Raw genomic sequence first — 18,401 nt, 5'->3', positions numbered from 1 at the left:
GCGCCGTTCCGGAGGCGCGGATGAGCCGGCTCAGGCCGGCTTCGGCGCCGGCACCTTCGGCGCGCTGAACTGCTCCGCCTGGAGGCCGTACAGCTCGGCGTAGACACCGCCGCTGGCCAGCAGCTCCTCCGGGGTACCGGACTCCACCAGCCGTCCGTGCTCCAGCACGTGCACCAGGTCGGCATGGCGTACCGAGGCCAGCCGGTGGGTGATCAGGACGACCGTCTGCCCGCTGTCCGCCAGCGCCCTGATCTTCTCGAACACGGCCAGCTCGGCCCGCGCGTCCAGTGCCGCCGTCGGCTCGTCCACGATCAGGATGCGCCCGCGCCGGTACGCGGCCCGGGCGATGCCGAGCCGCTGCCACTGGCCGCCGGACAGCTCGTGCCCACCGCTGAAGTCGCGGGCCAGCAGAGTGTCCAGGCCGCGCGGCAGATCCGCGGCCACCTCCTCGGCCCCGGCCTCGGCGATGGACGCGGCCAGCCGCTCCTCGGCCATCGGCACGGAGGAGCGGCCGATGGCCACGTTCACCCGGGCCGTGAAAGGCCAGCGCTTGAAGTCCTGCGCCACCATCGCGATGCGCTCGGCGAGCAGCCGCCGGTCCGCCCGCGCCGCGTCGACACCGTCCCACAGGATCCGGCCCCGGTCCGGTGTGTACAGCCCCGCGAGCAGCTTGACCAGGGTCGTCTTCCCCGAGCCGTTCTCGCCCACGAGCGCGATGATCCGGCCCAGCGGGAGCGTGAGGGTGACGTCGTCCAGCGCGGGGCGCGCCGTGTCACCCGGATAGCCGAAGGTGACGTGCTCGAACCGGATCTCCCGCGGGTCCTCCGGCAGGGCCGCGCCGCCCGCCGGGATCGCCCGATCGGCCGCCTCCACGTACAGCCGTTGCAGGTCCCCCACGAACAGGGCTTCCTCGTGCAGCTGATTGATTTCCAGCACCAGCGTGTCCAGGCTGGACGCGCCGGTACGGATCGCGATCACCGCCGTACCCGCCACCGACAGGGCCATCGCACCGGCCAGCAGGAGCGCGCCCAGCGTGGCGTACGTCGCCAGGGTGGCGAGGCCCGTCCATGCCCCCGCGATCAGACCGGTACGGGCGGCCAGCCGGGACAGCCGGGCCTGCTCCGCCTCCGCGGTCTCCGACATGGACCGGAAGTGACGCAGCAGGAACGGGCCGACCCCGTGCACCCGGATCTCCGGGGCGGCGGCGGGCTCGGTGAGCAGTCCGCTGATCAGCCGGCCGGCGCGGGCGTGCTGGACCCAGGTGTGGAACGACGCGTAGCGGCGCCGGGCGTTGGTCAGCGCACCCCAGGCGCTGGGCAGGGTCATGGTGATCAGCAGCGGCAGCAGCACCGGATGCAGGACGGCCAGCACGCCCGCCGCCGCGACCAGGGAGATCACCGCGTTGATCACCCGGGCGCCGTAGGAGATCATGCGGCGGGCCGCCTCGGCGCCGTACTGGGCGGTGTCCAGCAACTTGTGGAAGGCGTGGTCCTCGATCGCGGCCAGCTCCACGTTCGCCGCGCGCTCCAGGTACAGCTCGGTGGCCACGCGCTCCACCTTGGGTTCCAGCCGGCCGGTGGCGTACGTGGAGGCGGCCCGCAGCAGTGCGGCCAGGAGCGACACGGCGGCCATCGCGCACAGGGCGGGGGCGGCCGAGCGCAGCCGCTCCCCGATGTCGGGGCCGGTGAGGAGCCTGCCGAGCGCGCTGTTCACGGCCAGCAGGCCGACCGCCTGGGCCATGCCCCGGCCCACCTCGGCGGCCAGCACGGTCCGCGCGGCCCCGGCGTCGGCCTGCCGGGCCAGCCGGAGGCTGGAGGCCAGCATGCCGGGCAGCCGGACGACCATCGCCCGGAAACTCAGCTCCATGAAGGCGTCCGCGTGCTCGTTCCAGCCCGTGTCGTAGCGCAGCGGCCCCCCGAACAGCAGCCGCTCCGACCCGGACACCGTGGGCTCGGCCGCCCCCTGCCTCTTCCTCACCGCGACCTCCCGCACCACGACGGAACGGCCACTATCGCGGGCCGGGGGCACGCCTGGGCAGGGCGCGAGCGGCTTTGCAGGGGGCGCGGAAGGGGCGCGGGCGGGGGAGGACGGCGGCGGCCCCGGTACCGGGTAACGCCCGCTGCCGGGGGCGGTGCCGGGCGAGAGGGCGGGCGCGTGCCGTGGTTACGCCGACTGGGCCCGGGACCAGTCCGGTGCCGTCCCGGTCACCCGGCACAGGGCCAGGTACAACGGGATCGGCGGGGTGTACGGGACCGTCCCCTCCGGGCGGTGGATGAGCCGGGCGGTGCCGGTGACCAGGGCTCCGGGGGCGTAGTGGGCGGGGGAGGGCCAGGGCAGGGCGTAGTCGGAGTCCGACGGGACGATCCACCACCACTGGGCGCCGTCGGCGTACACACATCCCAGCCGGGGCAGCCGCGGCACGACGAGGGGGCCGAGGCGGTCGGGCACGGCCACGGCGTCACAGCCGAGCGGGGCGGTCATGCCGTCCGGCACCGGCAGCGGACGGACCGCGCCCCGGACGGGCCGCCGACGCTGCAACCGCACCAGGGTGTCGAGACCGATCACCACTCTCGGGTCCTCATGCCCGGCGCGGCTGCCGTCCCGTTGGTCGAGGTGGTTCGGGTCCTGTGGTCCGGTGGTGTTGCCGTCCCGTTGGTCGAGGTGGTTCGGGTCCTGTGGTCCGGTGGTGTTGCCGTCCCGTTGGTCGAGGTGGTTCGGGTCCTGTGGTCCGGCGGTGCTGCCGTCCCGGCGGTCGTAGCCGTCGCCGCCCGGCCGGCCGGAGCCGGTGCCGCCGGTCACGGCCGCTCTCCGGCGCGGCGCTGCTCGCTGATGCGGTGCTGATCTCCGGCTTGGCGTGGCTCGCTGATGCGGTGCCGGTCCCCGGCTTGGCGCTGCTCGCCGACGTGGTGCTGATCTCCGGCCTGGCGTGGCTCGCTGATGCGGTGCTGATCTCCGGCCTGGCGCGGCTCGCTGATGCGGTGCTGATCCGCGGCTTGGCGCTGCTGGCTGACGTGGTGCCGCTCTCCGGCTTGGCGCGGCTCGCCCACGCCGTGCCGGCTCCCGGCCCCATACTGCTCAGCCCCCCCGCGGCGATGGGCTTCCGTCCCGTCGCCCCCGTCCGGGTCGTCGGGGCGGCCCGGCTTGGGGCGGGCGCCCCAGCCCAGGTCGTTGCGGGGCTCGGCGGTGTCGTGGGCCGCGTCGGTCTGACGGGCCAGCTCGGCCCAGACCAGCAGCCCGGGGCCGTGCTCCTGCGCCCCCCACGCCCGGCACAGCGCGTCGACGAGGAACAATCCCCTCCCGTGTTCCTCGTCGGGCCGCTGCGGGGACGGATGAGGTTCACCGGGGGCACAGCCCTCGTCACGCACGGCGATGCGCACTGTGTCGTCGTGGTCGTGCAGCTCGCACACGACCCGACTGCTCGCCGTGTGCACGATCGCGTTGGTGACCAGCTCGGATATGACCAGCGCCGCGCTGTCGCAGGTGTCTGCGCACACCGACCAGCCGCTCAGCCGGGCATGCGCCAGGCGTCTCGCCCGAGCGACGGAACCCGGATGTGCGGCCAGCTCGAACCGGAACCGGCGCCCGGCAGCACCCCACGAAGGGGCCGCTTCCGGTGCGGCACCGAGACCGGGACGGTCTGCGGCGTCTGTTCCTAAGGGCACGGACGGAATCACGCTTGCCACTATCTCCCCGCCGTGAACACTTGGCAAGCGTCACTCTGGAAATTGCAGAGTGCGGTGTGACGCGGTGAAGGGCCATGGCACACTGCTCGCAACAGCACCAGGCGCGGCGCCAATTGAAGTCCTCGGAGATGCGGTCGCTCTTCGAATGAATCTTCGAACGGCGCCGCAGGGCTGTCAGGATTCTTTTGGAGGTGGGAGCGTGAGCGAGCCGCGGTCCGCGCCGACGGTGGGCCAGGTGGTCCTCGGCCGGCGCCTGCTGGACCTGCGGGAACGCGCCGGGCTGAAGCGTGAGGACGCCGCCCGTGTCCTGCGCGTCGCGCCCGCCACCGTCCGTCGCATGGAGATGGCCGAGGTCGCCCTCAAAATCCCGTACATGCAACTGCTGCTGAAGGCCTACGGCGTCACCGACGAGGAGGCCGAGGTCTTCGTCCGGCTGGCCGAGGAGGCCAACAGGCCCGGCTGGTGGCAGCGGTTCCACGACATCCTGCCGAACTGGTTCTCGATGTACGTGAGCCTGGAGGGCGCGGCGAGCCTCATCCGTTCCTACGAGCCCCACTTCGTCCCGGGCCTGCTGCAGACCGAGGACTACGCGCGCGCGGTGCTCAGGTCCGGTGCCGTCGGCCAGACGAGCCCGGAGGACATCGAGCGGCACGTCGCCCTGCGCATGCAACGCCAGGAACTGCTCACCCGCTCCGACGCCCCCCGCTTCTGGGCGGTGATGGACGAGACCGCCCTGCGCCGCCCGGTCGGCGGGCCGGAGGTGATGCGCGCGCAGATCGACAAGTTGCTCCAGGCCACGAAGCTGTCCCATGTGACGCTCCAGGTCGCCCCGTTCGCGAGCGGGCCGCACCCGGGGACGTACGGGCCCTTCGTGCTGTTCCGATTCGCCATGTCAGAACTGCCGGACATGGTCTACAGCGAGTACCTGACCGGCGCCGTCTACCTGGACGCGCGCACCGAGGTGGCGACCCACCTCGAGGTCATGGACCGCATGGCGGCGCAGGCCGCGACGGCACAACGCACGAAGGAGATCCTGCGGGATCTCCGCAAGGAGCTGTGAATGGACCGCAACAAGCCGCGCGGACGCGTCTACAACGGCATGCCCGCGCGGGAGTTGGGCGACGAGGGCTGGCACAAGCCCTGGAGCGGCGGCAACGGCGGAAACTGCCTGGAGGCGATGAAGCTCGCCGACGGCCGGATCGCCGTACGCCAGTCGACCGACCCGGACGGCCCGGCGCTGATCTACACCACGGACGAGATGACCGCGTTCATCGAGGGCGCCAAGGCGGGGGTGGCCGACTTCCTGCTGTCCTGATCCGGACCGTGTGTTGTTTCTTAGTCAACTTTTCTATCGTGGTACCGACTTGATCCGACGAGGCGATGGGCCGGTAGATGCTGGCCCTCGACCCCCGGGTGCCGGTGATGGCCCGGGTCAACCGCGCGTTCATGCACCGGGCCACACGCTGGCTCGCCCGGCAGGGCGTACGGCAGTTCCTGGACGTCGGCACCGGTATGCCGACGGAGCCGAACCTGCACCAGGTCGCCCAGCAGATAGCCCCCGACGCCCGGGTCGTCTACTGCGACAACGACCCGGTCGTGCTGGCCCACGCCGCGGCCCTGCTGCGCAGCACGCCGGAGGGCGCCACCGAGTACCTGCAGGCCGACGTCCGCGACCCGGACGCGATCCTCGCCGGCGCCCGGAACGTCCTGGACCTCGGCCGCCCGGTCGCCCTCTCCCTCGTCGCCCTGCTGCACTTCGTCCCCGACGAGGACGGCGCGCACGACCTCGTCGCCCGCCTGCTCGCCGAACTGCCCTCCGGCAGCCACCTGATGATGACCCACGCCACGGCCGACTTCACCCCCGAGGAATCGGCGGCGGCGACCGAGAAGCTCAAGGCGGCCGGCGTCACCCTCGCCCTGCGCTCCCGCGAGGAGTTCGCCCGCTTCTTCGCCGGCCTGGACCTGGTGGAGCCCGGCGTCGAGATCGTCCACAAGTGGCACCCCGAACCGGGCGAACCGGTACCGGGCCAGGACGACGGCGTCATCCCCGGGTACGGCGCGGTGGCGCGCAAGCGGTAACCCGCCGTCGTACGAGTACGACGACCGCCTTGCCGCGCTGACGGCCTTTCGGGGGCGGCGCCCTTCACCCCGGCGGCGGCGCCCTTCACCCCGGCGGCAGCACCCCGCAGAGCGCCTCCACCGCCGCGCCGTAGGCGTGCTCGGCGGCGGCCGCGTACCCCACCACCAGACCGTCGCCCGCCGTGGCGGCCGCCGCGGGGTGCCGGAACGCGGCGAGGCCGTCGAGGGCGATGCCCTGCCACGCGGCGGCCTTCACCGTGGACCGCTCGCTTCCGGGCGGCAGCCGCAGCACCGCGTGCAGCCCCGCCGCGATGCCCGTCACCTCGATGTGCGGCGCGTGCGCGGCGAGCGCGGTGACGAGCCGGTCGCGCCGGCGCCGGTACCGCTGCCGCATCCGCCGCACCTGACGGTCGTACGACCCCGAGACCACGAAGTCCGCGAGCGCGAGCTGGTCCAGCACGCTCGCCCACGCCTCCCGCTCGCCCTTCGCCGCGAGCACGGGCCCGACGTACCGCTCCGGCAGCACCATCCAGCCCAGCCGCAGCGCCGGTGACAGGCTCTTGCTGACCGACCCGATGTGGATCACCCGCTCAGGGTCGAGGCCCTGGAGCGCGCCGACGGGCTTGCGGTCGTAGCGGAACTCGCCGTCGTAGTCGTCCTCCAGCACCACCGTCCCGCGCGCGCGTGCCCAGTCGACCACGGCCGACCGGCGCTCGGGATGCAGCGGGCCGCCGGTCGGGAACTGGTGCGCGGGCGTGAGCAGTACGGCCCGCACCGCCCGCTCCCGCTCGAGGAGGTCCACCCGCGCGCCGTGCTCGTCCAGCGGCAGCGGCACGGTGCGTACACCGGCCGTCGCGAGCAGCCCCCGGTGGAAGTCCAGCCCGTACGCCTCGACGCCCAGCGGCCCGCGCAGCACCCCGCCCGCCCCCTGGCCGAACAGCAGCCGCAGCGCGTGCGCGAAGCCCGAGCAGACGACGATCCGGTCCGGCTCGGTCCGTACGCCACGCGCGCGTGCCAGGTAGTCCGTCAGCGCCTCCCTGAGTTCCCGGCGCCCGGCGGGGTCCCCCGGCCCGAACGCCTCGTTCGGCGCCGCCTGCAGCGCCCGACGGTAGGAGGCCGCCCAGGCCGCCCGCGGGAACGCCGACGCGTCCGGCGTGCCCTGCCGCAGGTCGTGTCGCGGCCCGCGCGCGCGTGCGGGCGCCTTCACGGGCGTCCGCGCGGCGCGGCGCAGCGGCTCCGCGCGCTCCGCGACCCGGGTCCCCGAACCCTGCCGGGCGGTCAGCCAGCCCTCCGCGACCAGCTCGGCATACGCGTCGGCCACGGTGTTGCGGGCCACGCCCAGGTCGGCGGCGAGTGAGCGGTAGGGCGGCAGGCGGGTGCCGGCTGCCAGGCGTCCGCCGCGCACGGCCTCCCGCAGCGCTCGGGTGAGCGCCGCCCGCCGTCCGCCCGGTCCGGACAGCTCCAGATGCAGATCGGCGCCGATGCGCTCCGCGGAATTGACCCACGATTCTGTCATGAAAGTGCACCCTACAGCGGGTCTTTTCAGGCCATAACGTGGAGCCATGACGACGAACACGACCACCACGGCAGCCGACACCACCCCTCGGATCGCCGTGGCCGACGCCGCCCGCAGTCGCCTGGACTTCGCGAAGGCGGCCCCCAGGGTCTTCCGCGCCCTCGTCGGCTTCGACGCCGCCGCCCGCGCGGGCCTCGACCCGGCGCTGGTCGAGTTGATCCAGATCCGCGCCTCGCACCTCAACCACTGCGCCTACTGCCTGCACATGCACACCAACGACGCCCGCAAGGCCGGCGAGAGCGAGGACCGGCTGCACATGGTGGCCGTCTGGCGCGAGGCCCGGCACTTCTTCACCCCGAAGGAGCAGGCGGCCCTCGCCCTGACGGAAGCGGTGACCCTGGTCGCCGACGCGGGCGTCCCCGACGCGGTCTACGCCGAGGCCGCCGCCCACTTCGAGGACGAGGAACTGGCCCAGGTCCTCGCCCTGATCCTCACCATCAACACCTGGAACCGCGTGGCCCTGTCGACGGGAAAGGTGGCGGGCACGGACGAACGCCGCTGAGTGACCTTCAGGGCGACTGACCTCCAACGGTGGCCGATCACGACGGTGACTGCCCTCGACCGTGGCCGATCACGACGGTCACTGACCTCGACGCTGGCTGATCACGACGGCGTGACCGGGCGGTGCCCAACCGGCGTGACCGGGCGGTGCCCAACCGCCCGGAACCGCCTCGGACACGAGACCACTCTCACACCCTCATCGGCCGATCCCGCGGAGAGACCGGCGCCGGCAGTCGTGAACTCCCCGTCAGATAACGGTCGACCGCCGCCGCCACCGCCCGCCCCTCCGCGATCGCCCAGACGATGAGCGACTGACCGCGCGCCGCGTCCCCGGCGGCGAACACCCCGGGGACGTTCGTCGCGAACCCGTCGTCCCGGGCGATCGTGCCCCGCGGATTCAGCGCCAGCCCCAGCTGTTCCATCAGCCCGTCCCCCTGATCGGGCCCGGAGAAGCCGAGGGCGAGCAGCACGAAGTCGGCGGGCAGCGTCCGTCCGGTCCCCGGCAACGGCTCCCGCCGATCGTCGACCTCCACCAGGTGAAGCGACCGCACGTGCCCGCCCCCGTCCCCGGCGAAGTGCAGCGTGGACGCCGCGAACAGCCGTGCGTCCGCGTCCGCGGCCGGTGCCGTGCGCAGGTCCCGCGCCTCCTCGTGCGCGGCCGACAGCCGGTAGACCTTGGGGTACGTCGGCCACGGCTCGGTGTCCTCGTCGCGCTCGGTGTCCGGCTGGGCGTAGATGTCCAGCTGGGTCACGGACGCGGCCCCCTCACGCACCGCCGTCCCCAGACAGTCCGCCCCGGTGTCCCCGCCGCCCACGATCACCACGTGCTTGCCGGCCGCCGACATCGGCGAGACCGCCAGATCCCCCTCGCACACCCGGTTGGACAGCGGCAGATACTCCATCGCCTGGTGTATCCCGTCCAACTCCCGTCCCGGCACCGGAAGTTCCCGCCAGGCCGTCGCACCGGTGGCGAGGACGACGGCGTCGTACCGCCCCCGCAACTCCACCGCCCCGACATCACGCCCCACCACCGTCGACGTGCGGAACTTCGTCCCCTCGGCCCGCATCTGCTCGATCCGCCGCTCCAGATGCCGCTTCTCCATTTTGAACGCGGGAATGCCGTACCGCATCAGGCCGCCGATCCGGTCGTCCCTCTCGTACACGGCGACCGTGTGCCCGGCCCGGGTCAGCTGCTGGGCCGCGGCGAGCCCGGTCGGCCCGGACCCGATGACGGCCACCGTCTTCCCCGACAGCCGCTCCGGAGGCCGCGGCGGGGTGAAGCCCTCCTCCCAGGCCCGGTCGGCGATCGCACACTCGACGTTCTTGATGGTCACCGCCGGCTGGTTGATCGCCAGCACGCACCCCGCCTCGCACGGTGCCGGACACAACCGCCCCGTGAACTCGGGAAAGTTGTTGGTGGCGTGCAGCCGGTCGCTCGCGGCCCGCCAGTCCTCCCGCGACACCAGGTCGTTCCACTCGGGGATGAGGTTGCCCAGCGGGCAGGCCTGGTGGCAGAACGGCACGCCGCAGTCCATGCAGCGATCGGCCTGCTTGCTGATGATGGGCAGCAGAGCGCCCGGGACGTACACCTCGTCCCAGTCCCGCACCCGCTCCTCGACGGGGCGCCGCGGCCACTCCTGGCGCGGTGTGGTCATGAACCCCTTGGGATCGGCCATGGTCGACTCCCTCGCGTACGGGCGCCGGGGGTACCGGGCGTACGACGGGCCGTGCGTCATCGGGCGGCACCTGTCCGCACCGCACATCTCGGCACTCTTCCGGCCACGATACGTCTCCGCCGACAGCCGCGCAGTGCGGCGGACAGCGCTTACTGGCAGGTCTCTCCCAGCGCCCTCCGGGACGGCTCCTCGCCTGGTCCCAGGGGGTGCTCAGGCGCTCAGATGCTCAGGTGCTCAGGCGAGCGCGAGGACGTAGACGAGGGCGGCCGCGGCGGAGGCGGCGGTGCGCACGTGGTTCCAGAACGTCCACTCACGCACGTACGCCGACCAGTACACGGCCGCCTCCGCCGTGCCCGGGGTCAGGCCCGCCAGCCGTTCGTTACGGGGCACATTCGCGACCATCGTCAGCCCGAACGCGCCGAACAGGTACAGCGCGCTGCCCAGCAGCAGCTGCACCTTCCCCACGTCCGGCCACACCACGAACGTCACCACCGCGATCATCGCGCTCAGCACCGCCGAACCGGTGAACACCGCCATGAAGGCGGGCCGCACCGCGGCGACGTTGATCGCGTTCATCGCCGCGACGCCCTGCGCGGGCGGCAGCGCGGCGAGCCCCCGCATCACGAAGGTCGAGAACCCGCAGAAGACCCCGGCCACCAGCCCGGCACCGAGGACCCCGAGCACGACCAGCACGAAGTACGGACCGTCGATCACCGTCACGCCCCCCTCTCACCGGACCCGGAGCCGCAGCCCGGGACCACCGTCATCACTCCCATGCTCCTCGGGATTCCCCCGGCCGCACCGCGACACCGTCCCCGCCGTCCCCGCACGCGTCCCGCCCGGCCGTGTTCGCGTTCCCCCTTCCCGCCCCTCTCACCCCGCGTCCTCCGCGGCCCCCTGCCAGCCCAGCAGCACGCCCTCCACGGCCGGCGCGATCCGACGCCGGGCCTCGTAGCGCGCCACCCCGGCCATCAGCAGCTGGTCGTACGGCGTGTCCACATGCCGCACGGCCGCCACCACCGCCGAGATCACCGCCCCCTCCGTCAGCGCCCGCCCGGCCGCGCTGCGCCCGACCCGCCCGCTGCCCCGCACCGACGCGTGGACCGCGATGGCCCGGGCCCGCTCGGCCGGGCAGCCCGGAAACAGGCGGAGGATCTCGCCCGCGAACGCCGCCGCGAACCGCTCGTCCTCAGCGGTCCTGCCCCGCGCATCCCGTGCCCGCCGCCGGCGCCGCGCCTCCGCGTCCGCCAGACAGCGGGCCTCGGCCCGGGCCAGCGCGGCCTCCTCCACGAGCACGCCCTGCCGTTCGTAGCGGCTCTTGCGCCGGTTGAACCGCACCACCACCACCGACAGCGTGCTCTCCTCCCGCGACCTGCGGGTCAGGGCCGTGTCACCGCGCGGCAGGAACACCAGGTGCCCGAGATCGGCACAGTCCAGGCAGCGCGGCGCCCCGTCCTCCAGCACGAGCAGCGACAGCGGCCCGCGCCGGCAGGCGCTGCATCGCTTGCGCTTGAGGGACTGGATGACGACAAGTCGGCCGGGGGAGTGGGGAGTCGAGGGAAGCGCCATACGCGGTACTTTCCCCTTCCCCGCCCACCGCTCCCCTGTCGGCCTGCTCCTGCTCCCGTTCCGGCCCCCTTCTGATCCGCTGACGGGTCGCCGCCTCCTTCTCCTCGCCTGTTGAACACCGATACGCGCGCACGGTGCCGTGCCGGGACCCGGATCTCGCCCATCACCGCCACGGCGGGACCTCTGTACGACAGCCACGGCCCGCCGGCGCCGCCACCACCGCCATCGTGACCGCCGGGCGTCCGCTCCTCACCGACCCGGTACCGGCCCGTCCGTGCCCCGCCGCGCTCCAGGTGCCCGGCGGGCGTGAGGACCACCCGGTCGACGGGTCCGTCGGCGCGCTCCCGCAGCCGACGACCTGCTCTGCCGGACGCCCTCACCGCCCACCAGGCATGATGGGGTCTGTGCGACTCGAAGCGATCACCTGGGACCGGCTCGCCGAACTGCTCGCCGACCGGCTGACGGGGCTGGAGACGGCCGACGCGGGCGCCTGGGTGCGCGTCGGCTTCGACGGAGCACCGGCCGCCCGCCCCGGCGACCTCGCCGAGCGCGTCGGGGAGGCGCTGCGAGTACGCGGCCGGCCCTCGCTGGTGGTCGGCGCCGAGGGCTTCCTGCGGCCCGCCTCGCTGCGCCTGGAGCACGGGCGGCGGGACGCGGAGTCGTACTACAGCGGATGGTTCGACACGGGCGCCCTGTGGCGCGAGGTCTTCGGCCCGCTCGATCCCGGTGGCGGCGGGCGCGTCCTGCCCGACCTGTGGGATCCGGCCACCGACCGGGCCACCCGCAGCCCCTACGTCCAACTCCCGCCGGGCGCCGTCCTGTTGTTCCATGGCCCCCTCCTGCTGCGCCACTGGTTCCCCTTCGACCTGACCGTGCACGTCCTCCTCTCCGCGGGTGCCCTGCGCCGTCGTACCCCCGAGGCGGACCACTGGACGCTCCCCGCCTTCGAGCGCTACGAGTCCGAGACCGACCCCGCCGGGACGGCGGACGTCTTGGTGCGCGCCGACGATCCGCGCCATCCCGCCTGGACCGGCTGACCGGGACAGGCGATCCGGAGCGCCGGCAACTCGGCTTCACTGGAGCGGAGTTCGCCGAACCGCCGACCGAACCCCGCCGGCGCCGGTGTGTCCGTCGCTCAGAGCCAGCCGTTGCGCCTGAAGCCGCGGTACAGCGCCAGACAGGCCGCGCCCATCACAGCCATGACGAGCGGATACCCGAACTGCCAGTGGAGTTCCGGCATGTGGTCGAAGTTCATGCCGTACACCCCGCACACCATCGTCGGCACGGCGATCACCGCGGCCCAGGCCGTGATCTTCCGCATGTCCTCGTTCTGTGCGACGGTCACCTGCGCCAGATGGGCCTGCAGGATGGAGTTGAGCAGTTCGTCGAACGCGGCGATCTGTTCCTTGGCCCGGATCAGATGGTCGAACACATCCCGGAAATACGCCTGTATCTCCGGGGCGACGACCCGTATGGGCCGTGTGGCCAGGTCCTCCACCGGTCGGCCCAGCGGCACCACCGCCCGCTTCAGCTCCAGCAGCTCACGCTTCATCTGGTAGATGCGGCCGGGGTCGAGCTGTGCGCTTCCCTCCGAGAACACCTCCGTCTCGACCTGGTCTATGTCGGCCTGCACCGCGTCCGTGACGTTCAGGTAGTCGTCCACGACATGGTCGGCGATCGCGTGCAGCACCGCCGCCGGCCCCTTGGCGAGCTGCTGCGGGTCCGCCTCCAACTCCTCGCGCAGCGGCCCGAGCGAGCCGTGCCGGCCGTGCCGGACGGTGATCACGAAGTCCTCGCCGACGAACACCATGATCTCGCCGGTGTTCACCACCTCGCTGGTCGCGGTGAGCCGTTCGTGCTCCACGTAGCAGACGGTCTTGAAGACCGCGAAGAGCGTGTCCCCGTAGTGCTCCAGCTTCGGGCGCTGATGGGCCTCGACCGCGTCCTCCACCGCCAGCGGGTGCAGGTCGAACAGCTCCGCTATGCCCGCGAACTCCGTGTCCGTCGGCTCGTGCAGCCCCAGCCAGACGAAACCCTCGCCTTTCTTGCGTACCATCCGCACGGCGTCCACCAGATCCGTGCACTCCGGTACGCGCACGCCGTCCTGATAGGTGACGCAGTTCACCACCGACGAACCCAGAGGTGACCTGGCAGGGTGACTCAGGTCGACGCGCGGCCGCCGCCGGGTCAGCCGCGCCACCTTGCGCAGGCCACCGACCCTGCCCAACCCCGTGACCTTCCGCAGATTCCCTGCCATGGACATCTGGATCCCCCTCGCGTGGATCTCCGTGCTCAACGCTTTCGCGCCTTGCTCCGCAAGTCTGCCAGCCGAGAGCAAGGCACGGGTAAGCCTGTGGGAACAGCCACTTCCGCTTGGTTCCCGCCTGTGGACAAGGCGCCGGTCGATCCCCACGATGCGGGGCACTGGGATGATTCCGGTATGACGCGATCCGACGGTTACCTCCTGGACAACCGGCAGAACGAGGCCGGCCGGCGCTTCGACGCCTTCGCCACCCTCTTCGATCCCACGACCTTCCGGCACGTCGAGAAGCTCGGCATCGCACCCGGCTGGCGCTGCTGGGAAGTCGGGGCCGGTGGCACCTCCGTCGTGTCCTGGCTCGCCGAGCGGGTGGGTCCGTCCGGCAAGGTCCTCGCCACCGACATCGACGCCTCGCTGCTCGGCGCGGTGGCCCGTCCGCCGGTCGAGGTCCGCGTCCACGACGTGGGCGCCGAGGAGCCGCCGGGGGACGGTTTCGACCTGGTCCACGCCCGGCTCGTGCTCGTCCACGTCCCGGACCGGGACAGGGCGTTGCGGTCCATGGTCCAGGCCCTGCGCCCCGGGGGGATGCTGCTGATCGAGGACGCCGACCCCGCCCTGCAACCCCTGATCTGCCCCGACGAGTACGGCCCCGAGCAGCGGCTCGCCAACCGGCTGCGCCAGGGCTTCCGCTCACTGCTCGCCGACCGGGGCGCCGACCTGTCGTACGGCCGCAAGCTGCCGCGTCTGCTGCGCGAGGCCGGGCTGCGGGAGGTCGAGGCCGACGCGTACTTCCCTGTCACCTCACCCGCCTGCACCGCCCTGGAGGCGGCGACGGTCCGCCAGATCCGGGACCGCCTCGTCACCGCCGGCCTGGCCACCGACGAGGAGATCGACCAGCACCTGGCCAACGTCGAGGCGGGCACCATGGACCTGACCACGGCGCCGATGATCTCGGCATGGGGGCGCAAGGCATAGCCGGGGAACGGAGAGCCGGGGCCGGTGGTGCCGGGTGGCCGTCGTCCGGGTGCTGGCGAACCGAAGGGAACCCGTCCTCACGGCGCCGGCAAGGCGGCCGACTCTCCGGCTCCGGAAGCGGTGGCAGCCCCACCCCGCCCTGACGCGGCGGTCGGCTCGTCGCTCCCGACGCGATGGCCGGCTTCCCCTCGTTCCTCCCGCCCCCGATGTGGCGGTCGTCCGCCCACCCGTCCTACCGCCTCCGCACCCACCCGGCAGCCCTGCGCCGCCGCCTCCACCGGGTCCGCGCCCGCGAGCAGGGCGGCGAGGAACGCGCCGGTGAAGGCGTCGCCGGCGCCCGTGGTGTCCCGGGGCGCCGCCGGCGCCGCCGGGACCCGGGCGAGCACGGCGCCGGAACGGGCCACCAGCGCGCCGTCCGCCCCCGCCTTGGCCACGACCAGCGGCACGTGACGGCTCAACTTGGCCGCCGCGTCCGCCGGTTCCACCAGCCCCGTCAGCAGACACGCCTCGTCGCGACTCGGCAGCAGCACGTCCAGCCCCTCCGCGAACGCCAGGAAGCGGTCCACCCCGAGCTGCGCCAGGAACCCCGCCGACGCCGGATCCAGACTCACCGGCACACCACGCGCGCGTGCCGCCGCGAGCGCCACCCGGGCCAGCGCCCGGCTCGACTCCGCGAACAGCAGATAGCCCGACAGATGCAGCCGGGCGACCCCGTCGAGCAGCGCGTCGGACCAGTCGGCGGGCCCGAGCCGCAGGGACGCCCCGCTGTCGGTGAGGAACGTGCGCTCGGCCGCCGCACCCGTGTCGACGAGACAGATCACCGTGCCCGTCGCCGTCTCCGGGTCGACCACCAGCCGGGACCGCACCCCGGCCGCGTCCAGCTCCCGCTCGTGCCATGCGGCCGCGTCCGCGCCCACCCGCCCGAGCAGCCGTACGTCCGCACAGCCCGCGTGGGCGGCCCAGCAGGCCACGTTGGCGCCGGCGCCGCCCGGCAGCGTCCTGATCACGGCGGCCGTGTCGGTGCCTGCCGCGAGCGGCCCCCGGTGCCGGGCCACCACATCCGTGACCACGTCCCCGACGACCAGCAGCGCCCCCGCCCGCCGCCCCGCATGCGCCCCCTCGGCCACGCCGGGGCCGGTCATCCCCGGGACCACGCCGTGGCGATCTTCGCCGCCAGCCGCACATTCCCCCGCACCGCCGCCAGATTGGCGCTCAGGGAGGCGCCGTCCGTGTGCCGGACCAGGTAGTCCAGCAGGAACGGGGTCACCGCCTGCCCGGTGACGCCCTGCTCCGCGCAGGCGCTGAGGGCTTCGGCGAGCACGCGTGCGTGCAGCTCGGGATCGAGCTGCTCCGCCTCCGGGACGGGGTTGGCGACGATCAGCGCGGTCTCCGGCGTGGCCAGGGCGTCCTGGGCCCGCATGACGTCCGCGACCTGCTCCGGGCTGCGCAGCGTCCAGTCGACCGGATGCCCGGAGTCCGACAGATAGAAGCCGGGGAACCGGTCCGTGCCGTATCCGGCGACGGCGACGCCCAGCGTCTCCAGTCGCTGCAGCGTCGCCGGCACGTCCAGGATCGACTTCACGCCCGCGCACACCACCGTGATCCGCGTGCGCGCCAGCAGCCCCAGGTCGGCCGACTCGTCCTGCGTCACCGTCCACTCCCGGTGCACACCGCCCAGCCCGCCCGTGGCGAACACCCGGACACCGGCCAGCGCGGCCAGCTGAGCCGTCGCCGACACCGTGGTCGCCCCGCTGGCGCCCGCGGCCACGGCCAGGGGCAGGTCACGGTGGCCCAGCTTGCGGATGCCGTCCTCGTTGGCCACCCGCTCCAGCTGCTCCTTGTCGAGGCCGACCCGGGGACGCCCGTCGAGCACCGCGACGGTCGCCGGCACGGCACCCTCCCGGCGCACCACCTCCTCCAGCTCGAGCGCCACCTGCAGATTGCGTGGGCGGGGCAGACCGTGCGCGATGATCGTGGACTCCAGGGCCACCACCGGCCGCCGCGCGTCGATCGCTTCCCGGACCTCTTCCGACACCAACAGCACCACGTGCCCGCCTCCTGTCCGTCGGTCCTTCCTGACATCTCTGGCGGGCCGCACACGCGGATAAACGCTTGCGGCCTGTGGGGGACACCACCAGCCTGGGGCGCATGACGAACAACAGCACGCGTCTCGACCACGTCGTCCTGTGGGTCACCGATCCGGTCGCAGCGGCCGGCTTCTACGAGGAGATCGTCGGGCTGGAGCCCCTGAGGGTCGACGAGTTCGGTGAGGGCGAGGTCTCCTTCCCCTCCGTCCGCGTCAACGAGGAGACGATCCTGGACCTCGCCCCGCGCACGTTCGCGGAGCGCATGAAAATGCTGCCCGGCTCCGCCGACAGCGCGGGCCATCCCGTGAACCACGTCTGCCTGGCCCTGCCGGCCGGCTCCTTCGACGCCCTGCGCGCCCGGCTGACCGAGCACGGTGTCCCGACGAGCGACATCGGCCACGACTCGTACGGTGCCCGGGGCAACGCCATCCGCAGCTTCTACTTCCGGGATCCCGACGGCAACGTCTTCGAGGCCCGGCACTACGACGCGTAGCGCCGAGCAGAGTCAGAACAGCGGCTCGGGCAGCACGCCCTCCAGAGCGAGCAGCTTCCGCTTGGTCTCCAGCCCGCCCCCGAAGCCGCCGATGCCGCCGTCGCTCTCCACCACTCGGTGACACGGCACGACCACCGGCAGCGGATTGGCGCCCATCGCGGCACCCACCGCCTGGGCGCCGCCGGGCTGCCCGACCCGCCCGGCGAGATCGCCGTATCCGACCACCGCGCCGTACGGCACGCCGGACGCCAGCTCACGCAGCACCTGCCGGTTGAACCCGGAGATCAGCGACCAGTCCAGCGGCAGATCGAAGTCGTGTCTCTCCCCCGCGAAGTACGCCCGCAGCTGATCTGCCGCCTCGGTCAGCAGCGGTGCGTCCGGGTCCTCCACGGGCTCGCCGCCCAGCCGGGCCGCCAGCCGCTCCAGCGCCCGGTCGCGCACCGCGTCGGTGGCGTGGAAGACGACGTTGACCAGGCCCTCACGGGTCGCCGCCAGCATCAGCGGGCCGATGTCGCTGGCGACGACGGCCCACACCACCCGCTGCTCATCCTGCCCATGGCTGTCCATGCGCCCACCGTACGACCCGCCACTGACAACGCCCGCCGGGTTCAGTCGGAGTCCAGCGCCTCCCGCACCACGTCGGGCTTGTTGGTGATCACCCCGTCCACGCCCAGCCCGGCGACCTTGCGGGCGGTGGCCGCGTCGTTCACCGTCCACGCGAACACGCCGAGCGGTTTGCCGTGCGGCCCGTCGAAGGCGTGCACCGCCGCCACATAGCTCTGCGACAGCGAGCCGTACGAGGGATTGATCAGGTCGACGAAGGCCGAGTACCGCTGCAGCTGGGCCGCGCTGGGCATGCCGAGGAAGGCGGTGGTGACCGCTGGCTTCAGCTCGTGGACCGTGCGCACGCTGTCGGCGCTGAAACTCTGCACGACGAGCCGGCCCGCATGCGCGTGGTCCAGCCAGCCCTCGTTGGCCAGCAGCTTCAGGGTCTGTTGCTCGAGGCCCGGATACAGCTCCGGGTTCTTGATCTCCAGCAGCAGCTTCTCGTGGTTGTGCTCGATCCGGCGCATGTACTGCTGCAGCGTCGGCACGCGCGTGCCCGCGTAGGCGGGGGAAAACCAGCTGCCCGCGTCGAGCCGCGCGATCTCGGCGGCGGTGAAGTCCTTCACCTTCCAGGGCGCCCGGTCGGGGAAGACGTCCTTCACGTTCGTGGTGCGCTGCAGGCTGTCGTCGTGGATGACGACCAGCGTGCCGTCCTTGGTGCGCTGGACGTCGTTCTCGACCCAGGTGAAGCCCATCCGGGCCGCCTTGTCGATCGAGGCCAGCGTGTTCTCGGGGGCGTACGCCGAGGCGCCTCGGTGGGCGACCACGGTGACCTCGCCGACCTCGCCCGCCCGGGCGTCGGAGGTGGGGCTCAGCAGGATCGCCGCCGTCCCCAGGACCGCGGCGGCCATGGCGGCGACTACGCGCGCGTGCATGCAGACTCCTCGCGTCGAGCG

The 18,401-nt window shown here is 73.0% G+C and carries 17 protein-coding genes and 2 pseudogenes; 7 read left to right on the top strand and 12 right to left on the bottom strand.

What is annotated here, in order from left to right; translation table 11 throughout:
• Positions 1 to 30: 30 nt before the first annotated feature.
• From AB0N17_RS22915 to AB0N17_RS22905, 3 genes and pseudogenes are all read right to left on the bottom strand, one after another.
• Positions 31 to 1,977 (bottom strand): ABC transporter ATP-binding protein, encoded by a 1,947-nt coding sequence (locus tag AB0N17_RS22915; RefSeq protein ID WP_366013278.1) that lies wholly within the window; start codon positions 1,975 to 1,977, stop codon positions 31 to 33.
• Positions 1,978 to 2,163: 186 nt separating this feature from the next.
• Positions 2,164 to 2,568, bottom strand: coding sequence for a hypothetical protein (locus AB0N17_RS22910; protein ID WP_366013373.1), 405 nt, complete (start codon positions 2,566 to 2,568; stop codon positions 2,164 to 2,166).
• 560 nt (positions 2,569 to 3,128) lie between these two features.
• A pseudogene (locus tag AB0N17_RS22905) lies at positions 3,129 to 3,683 on the bottom strand (ATP-binding protein); the annotation flags it as partial.
• A gap of 199 nt (positions 3,684 to 3,882) precedes the next feature.
• Here AB0N17_RS22905 and AB0N17_RS22900 point away from each other — a divergent pair.
• The 3 genes and pseudogenes from AB0N17_RS22900 (at position 3,883) to AB0N17_RS22890 (ending at position 5,762) form a co-directional block, all read left to right on the top strand.
• Positions 3,883 to 4,743 (top strand): helix-turn-helix transcriptional regulator, encoded by an 861-nt coding sequence (locus AB0N17_RS22900; RefSeq protein WP_366013277.1) that lies wholly within the window; start codon positions 3,883 to 3,885, stop codon positions 4,741 to 4,743.
• Complete coding sequence (locus AB0N17_RS22895) at positions 4,744 to 4,998, top strand: DUF397 domain-containing protein (RefSeq protein ID WP_366013276.1); 255 nt, start codon at positions 4,744 to 4,746, stop codon at positions 4,996 to 4,998.
• A 65-nt stretch (positions 4,999 to 5,063) separates the two neighbouring features.
• Positions 5,064 to 5,762: pseudogene (locus tag AB0N17_RS22890) on the top strand (SAM-dependent methyltransferase).
• Positions 5,763 to 5,847: 85 nt separating this feature from the next.
• Here the strand turns inward: AB0N17_RS22890 and AB0N17_RS22885 are convergent.
• Positions 5,848 to 7,278, bottom strand: a complete 1,431-nt coding sequence (locus AB0N17_RS22885; RefSeq protein WP_366013275.1) for a PLP-dependent aminotransferase family protein — start codon at positions 7,276 to 7,278, stop codon at positions 5,848 to 5,850.
• A 46-nt stretch (positions 7,279 to 7,324) separates the two neighbouring features.
• On the opposite strand from AB0N17_RS22885, the gene AB0N17_RS22880 reads away from it, so the two are divergent.
• Positions 7,325 to 7,840, top strand: coding sequence for a carboxymuconolactone decarboxylase family protein (locus AB0N17_RS22880; protein WP_366013274.1), 516 nt, complete (start codon positions 7,325 to 7,327; stop codon positions 7,838 to 7,840).
• Between the two features lie 187 nt (positions 7,841 to 8,027).
• Here AB0N17_RS22880 and AB0N17_RS22875 read toward each other — a convergent pair whose 3' ends face one another.
• The 3 genes from AB0N17_RS22875 to AB0N17_RS22865 all read right to left on the bottom strand — a co-directional run bounded on the left by AB0N17_RS22875 (position 8,028) and on the right by AB0N17_RS22865 (position 11,084).
• Positions 8,028 to 9,515: a glutamate synthase subunit beta gene (locus AB0N17_RS22875; protein ID WP_366013273.1), complete on the bottom strand. Its 1,488-nt coding sequence runs from the start codon at positions 9,513 to 9,515 to the stop codon at positions 8,028 to 8,030.
• Positions 9,516 to 9,749: 234 nt separating this feature from the next.
• Positions 9,750 to 10,229, bottom strand: coding sequence for an anthrone oxygenase family protein (locus tag AB0N17_RS22870; protein ID WP_366013372.1), 480 nt, complete (start codon positions 10,227 to 10,229; stop codon positions 9,750 to 9,752).
• A 159-nt stretch (positions 10,230 to 10,388) separates the two neighbouring features.
• On the bottom strand, positions 10,389 to 11,084 hold the full coding sequence (locus AB0N17_RS22865; RefSeq protein ID WP_366013272.1) for a DUF2293 domain-containing protein: 696 nt from the start codon (positions 11,082 to 11,084) through the stop codon (positions 10,389 to 10,391).
• Between the two features lie 404 nt (positions 11,085 to 11,488).
• Between AB0N17_RS22865 and AB0N17_RS22860 the strand changes: the two genes are divergently transcribed.
• Positions 11,489 to 12,121: a uridine kinase gene (locus tag AB0N17_RS22860; RefSeq protein ID WP_366013271.1), complete on the top strand. Its 633-nt coding sequence runs from the start codon at positions 11,489 to 11,491 to the stop codon at positions 12,119 to 12,121.
• Positions 12,122 to 12,219: 98 nt separating this feature from the next.
• Here AB0N17_RS22860 and corA read toward each other — a convergent pair whose 3' ends face one another.
• Complete coding sequence (gene corA / locus AB0N17_RS22855) at positions 12,220 to 13,347, bottom strand: magnesium/cobalt transporter CorA (protein WP_366013269.1); 1,128 nt, start codon at positions 13,345 to 13,347, stop codon at positions 12,220 to 12,222.
• A 177-nt stretch (positions 13,348 to 13,524) separates the two neighbouring features.
• Between corA and AB0N17_RS22850 the strand changes: the two genes are divergently transcribed.
• Positions 13,525 to 14,319, top strand: a complete 795-nt coding sequence (locus AB0N17_RS22850) for a methyltransferase (RefSeq protein ID WP_366013267.1) — start codon at positions 13,525 to 13,527, stop codon at positions 14,317 to 14,319.
• A gap of 77 nt (positions 14,320 to 14,396) precedes the next feature.
• Here the strand turns inward: AB0N17_RS22850 and AB0N17_RS22845 are convergent, their stop codons facing one another.
• Complete coding sequence (locus AB0N17_RS22845; RefSeq protein ID WP_366013266.1) at positions 14,397 to 15,461, bottom strand: PfkB family carbohydrate kinase; 1,065 nt, start codon at positions 15,459 to 15,461, stop codon at positions 14,397 to 14,399.
• Positions 15,458 to 16,366, bottom strand: coding sequence for a pseudouridine-5'-phosphate glycosidase (locus AB0N17_RS22840; protein WP_366013265.1), 909 nt, complete (start codon positions 16,364 to 16,366; stop codon positions 15,458 to 15,460). Before AB0N17_RS22840 ends, AB0N17_RS22845 begins: the two co-directional genes overlap by 4 nt.
• Before the next feature lie 101 nt (positions 16,367 to 16,467).
• On the opposite strand from AB0N17_RS22840, the gene AB0N17_RS22835 reads away from it, so the two are divergent.
• On the top strand, positions 16,468 to 16,899 hold the full coding sequence (locus AB0N17_RS22835) for a VOC family protein (protein ID WP_366013264.1): 432 nt from the start codon (positions 16,468 to 16,470) through the stop codon (positions 16,897 to 16,899).
• A 12-nt stretch (positions 16,900 to 16,911) separates the two neighbouring features.
• Here the strand turns inward: AB0N17_RS22835 and AB0N17_RS22830 are convergent, their stop codons facing one another.
• Both AB0N17_RS22830 and AB0N17_RS22825 read right to left on the bottom strand, forming a co-directional pair.
• Complete coding sequence (locus AB0N17_RS22830; protein WP_366013263.1) at positions 16,912 to 17,466, bottom strand: methylated-DNA--[protein]-cysteine S-methyltransferase; 555 nt, start codon at positions 17,464 to 17,466, stop codon at positions 16,912 to 16,914.
• Positions 17,467 to 17,507: 41 nt separating this feature from the next.
• Positions 17,508 to 18,380 carry a glycerophosphodiester phosphodiesterase family protein gene (locus AB0N17_RS22825; RefSeq protein ID WP_366013262.1) on the bottom strand — a complete coding sequence of 291 codons (873 nt, stop codon included), beginning with the start codon at positions 18,378 to 18,380 and terminating at the stop codon, positions 17,508 to 17,510.
• Positions 18,381 to 18,401 lie beyond the last annotated feature (21 nt).

Source organism: Streptomyces sp. NPDC051133 (assembly GCF_040682635.1).
Taxonomy (GTDB): Bacteria; Actinomycetota; Actinomycetes; order Streptomycetales; family Streptomycetaceae; genus Streptomyces.
Note: the sequence above shows the minus strand (reverse complement) of the source record. Positions and strands in the feature narration are given on the sequence as shown.

Bases quoted from the DNA above. Each gene is read 5' to 3' on its own strand.
- AB0N17_RS22880 (WP_366013274.1), top strand. From the start codon at position 7,325: ATGACGACGAACACGACCACCACGGCAGCCGACACCACCCCTCGGATC.
- AB0N17_RS22845 (WP_366013266.1), bottom strand. From the start codon at position 15,461: ATGACCGGCCCCGGCGTGGCCGAGGGGGCGCATGCGGGGCGGCGGGCG.
- AB0N17_RS22885 (WP_366013275.1), bottom strand. From the start codon at position 7,278: ATGACAGAATCGTGGGTCAATTCCGCGGAGCGCATCGGCGCCGATCTG.
- AB0N17_RS22835 (WP_366013264.1), top strand. From the start codon at position 16,468: ATGACGAACAACAGCACGCGTCTCGACCACGTCGTCCTGTGGGTCACC.
- AB0N17_RS22825 (WP_366013262.1), bottom strand. From the start codon at position 18,380: ATGCACGCGCGCGTAGTCGCCGCCATGGCCGCCGCGGTCCTGGGGACG.
- AB0N17_RS22865 (WP_366013272.1), bottom strand. From the start codon at position 11,084: ATGGCGCTTCCCTCGACTCCCCACTCCCCCGGCCGACTTGTCGTCATC.
- AB0N17_RS22875 (WP_366013273.1), bottom strand. From the start codon at position 9,515: ATGGCCGATCCCAAGGGGTTCATGACCACACCGCGCCAGGAGTGGCCG.
- corA (WP_366013269.1), bottom strand. From the start codon at position 13,347: ATGTCCATGGCAGGGAATCTGCGGAAGGTCACGGGGTTGGGCAGGGTC.
- AB0N17_RS22830 (WP_366013263.1), bottom strand. From the start codon at position 17,466: ATGGACAGCCATGGGCAGGATGAGCAGCGGGTGGTGTGGGCCGTCGTC.
- AB0N17_RS22895 (WP_366013276.1), top strand. From the start codon at position 4,744: ATGGACCGCAACAAGCCGCGCGGACGCGTCTACAACGGCATGCCCGCG.
- AB0N17_RS22850 (WP_366013267.1), top strand. From the start codon at position 13,525: ATGACGCGATCCGACGGTTACCTCCTGGACAACCGGCAGAACGAGGCC.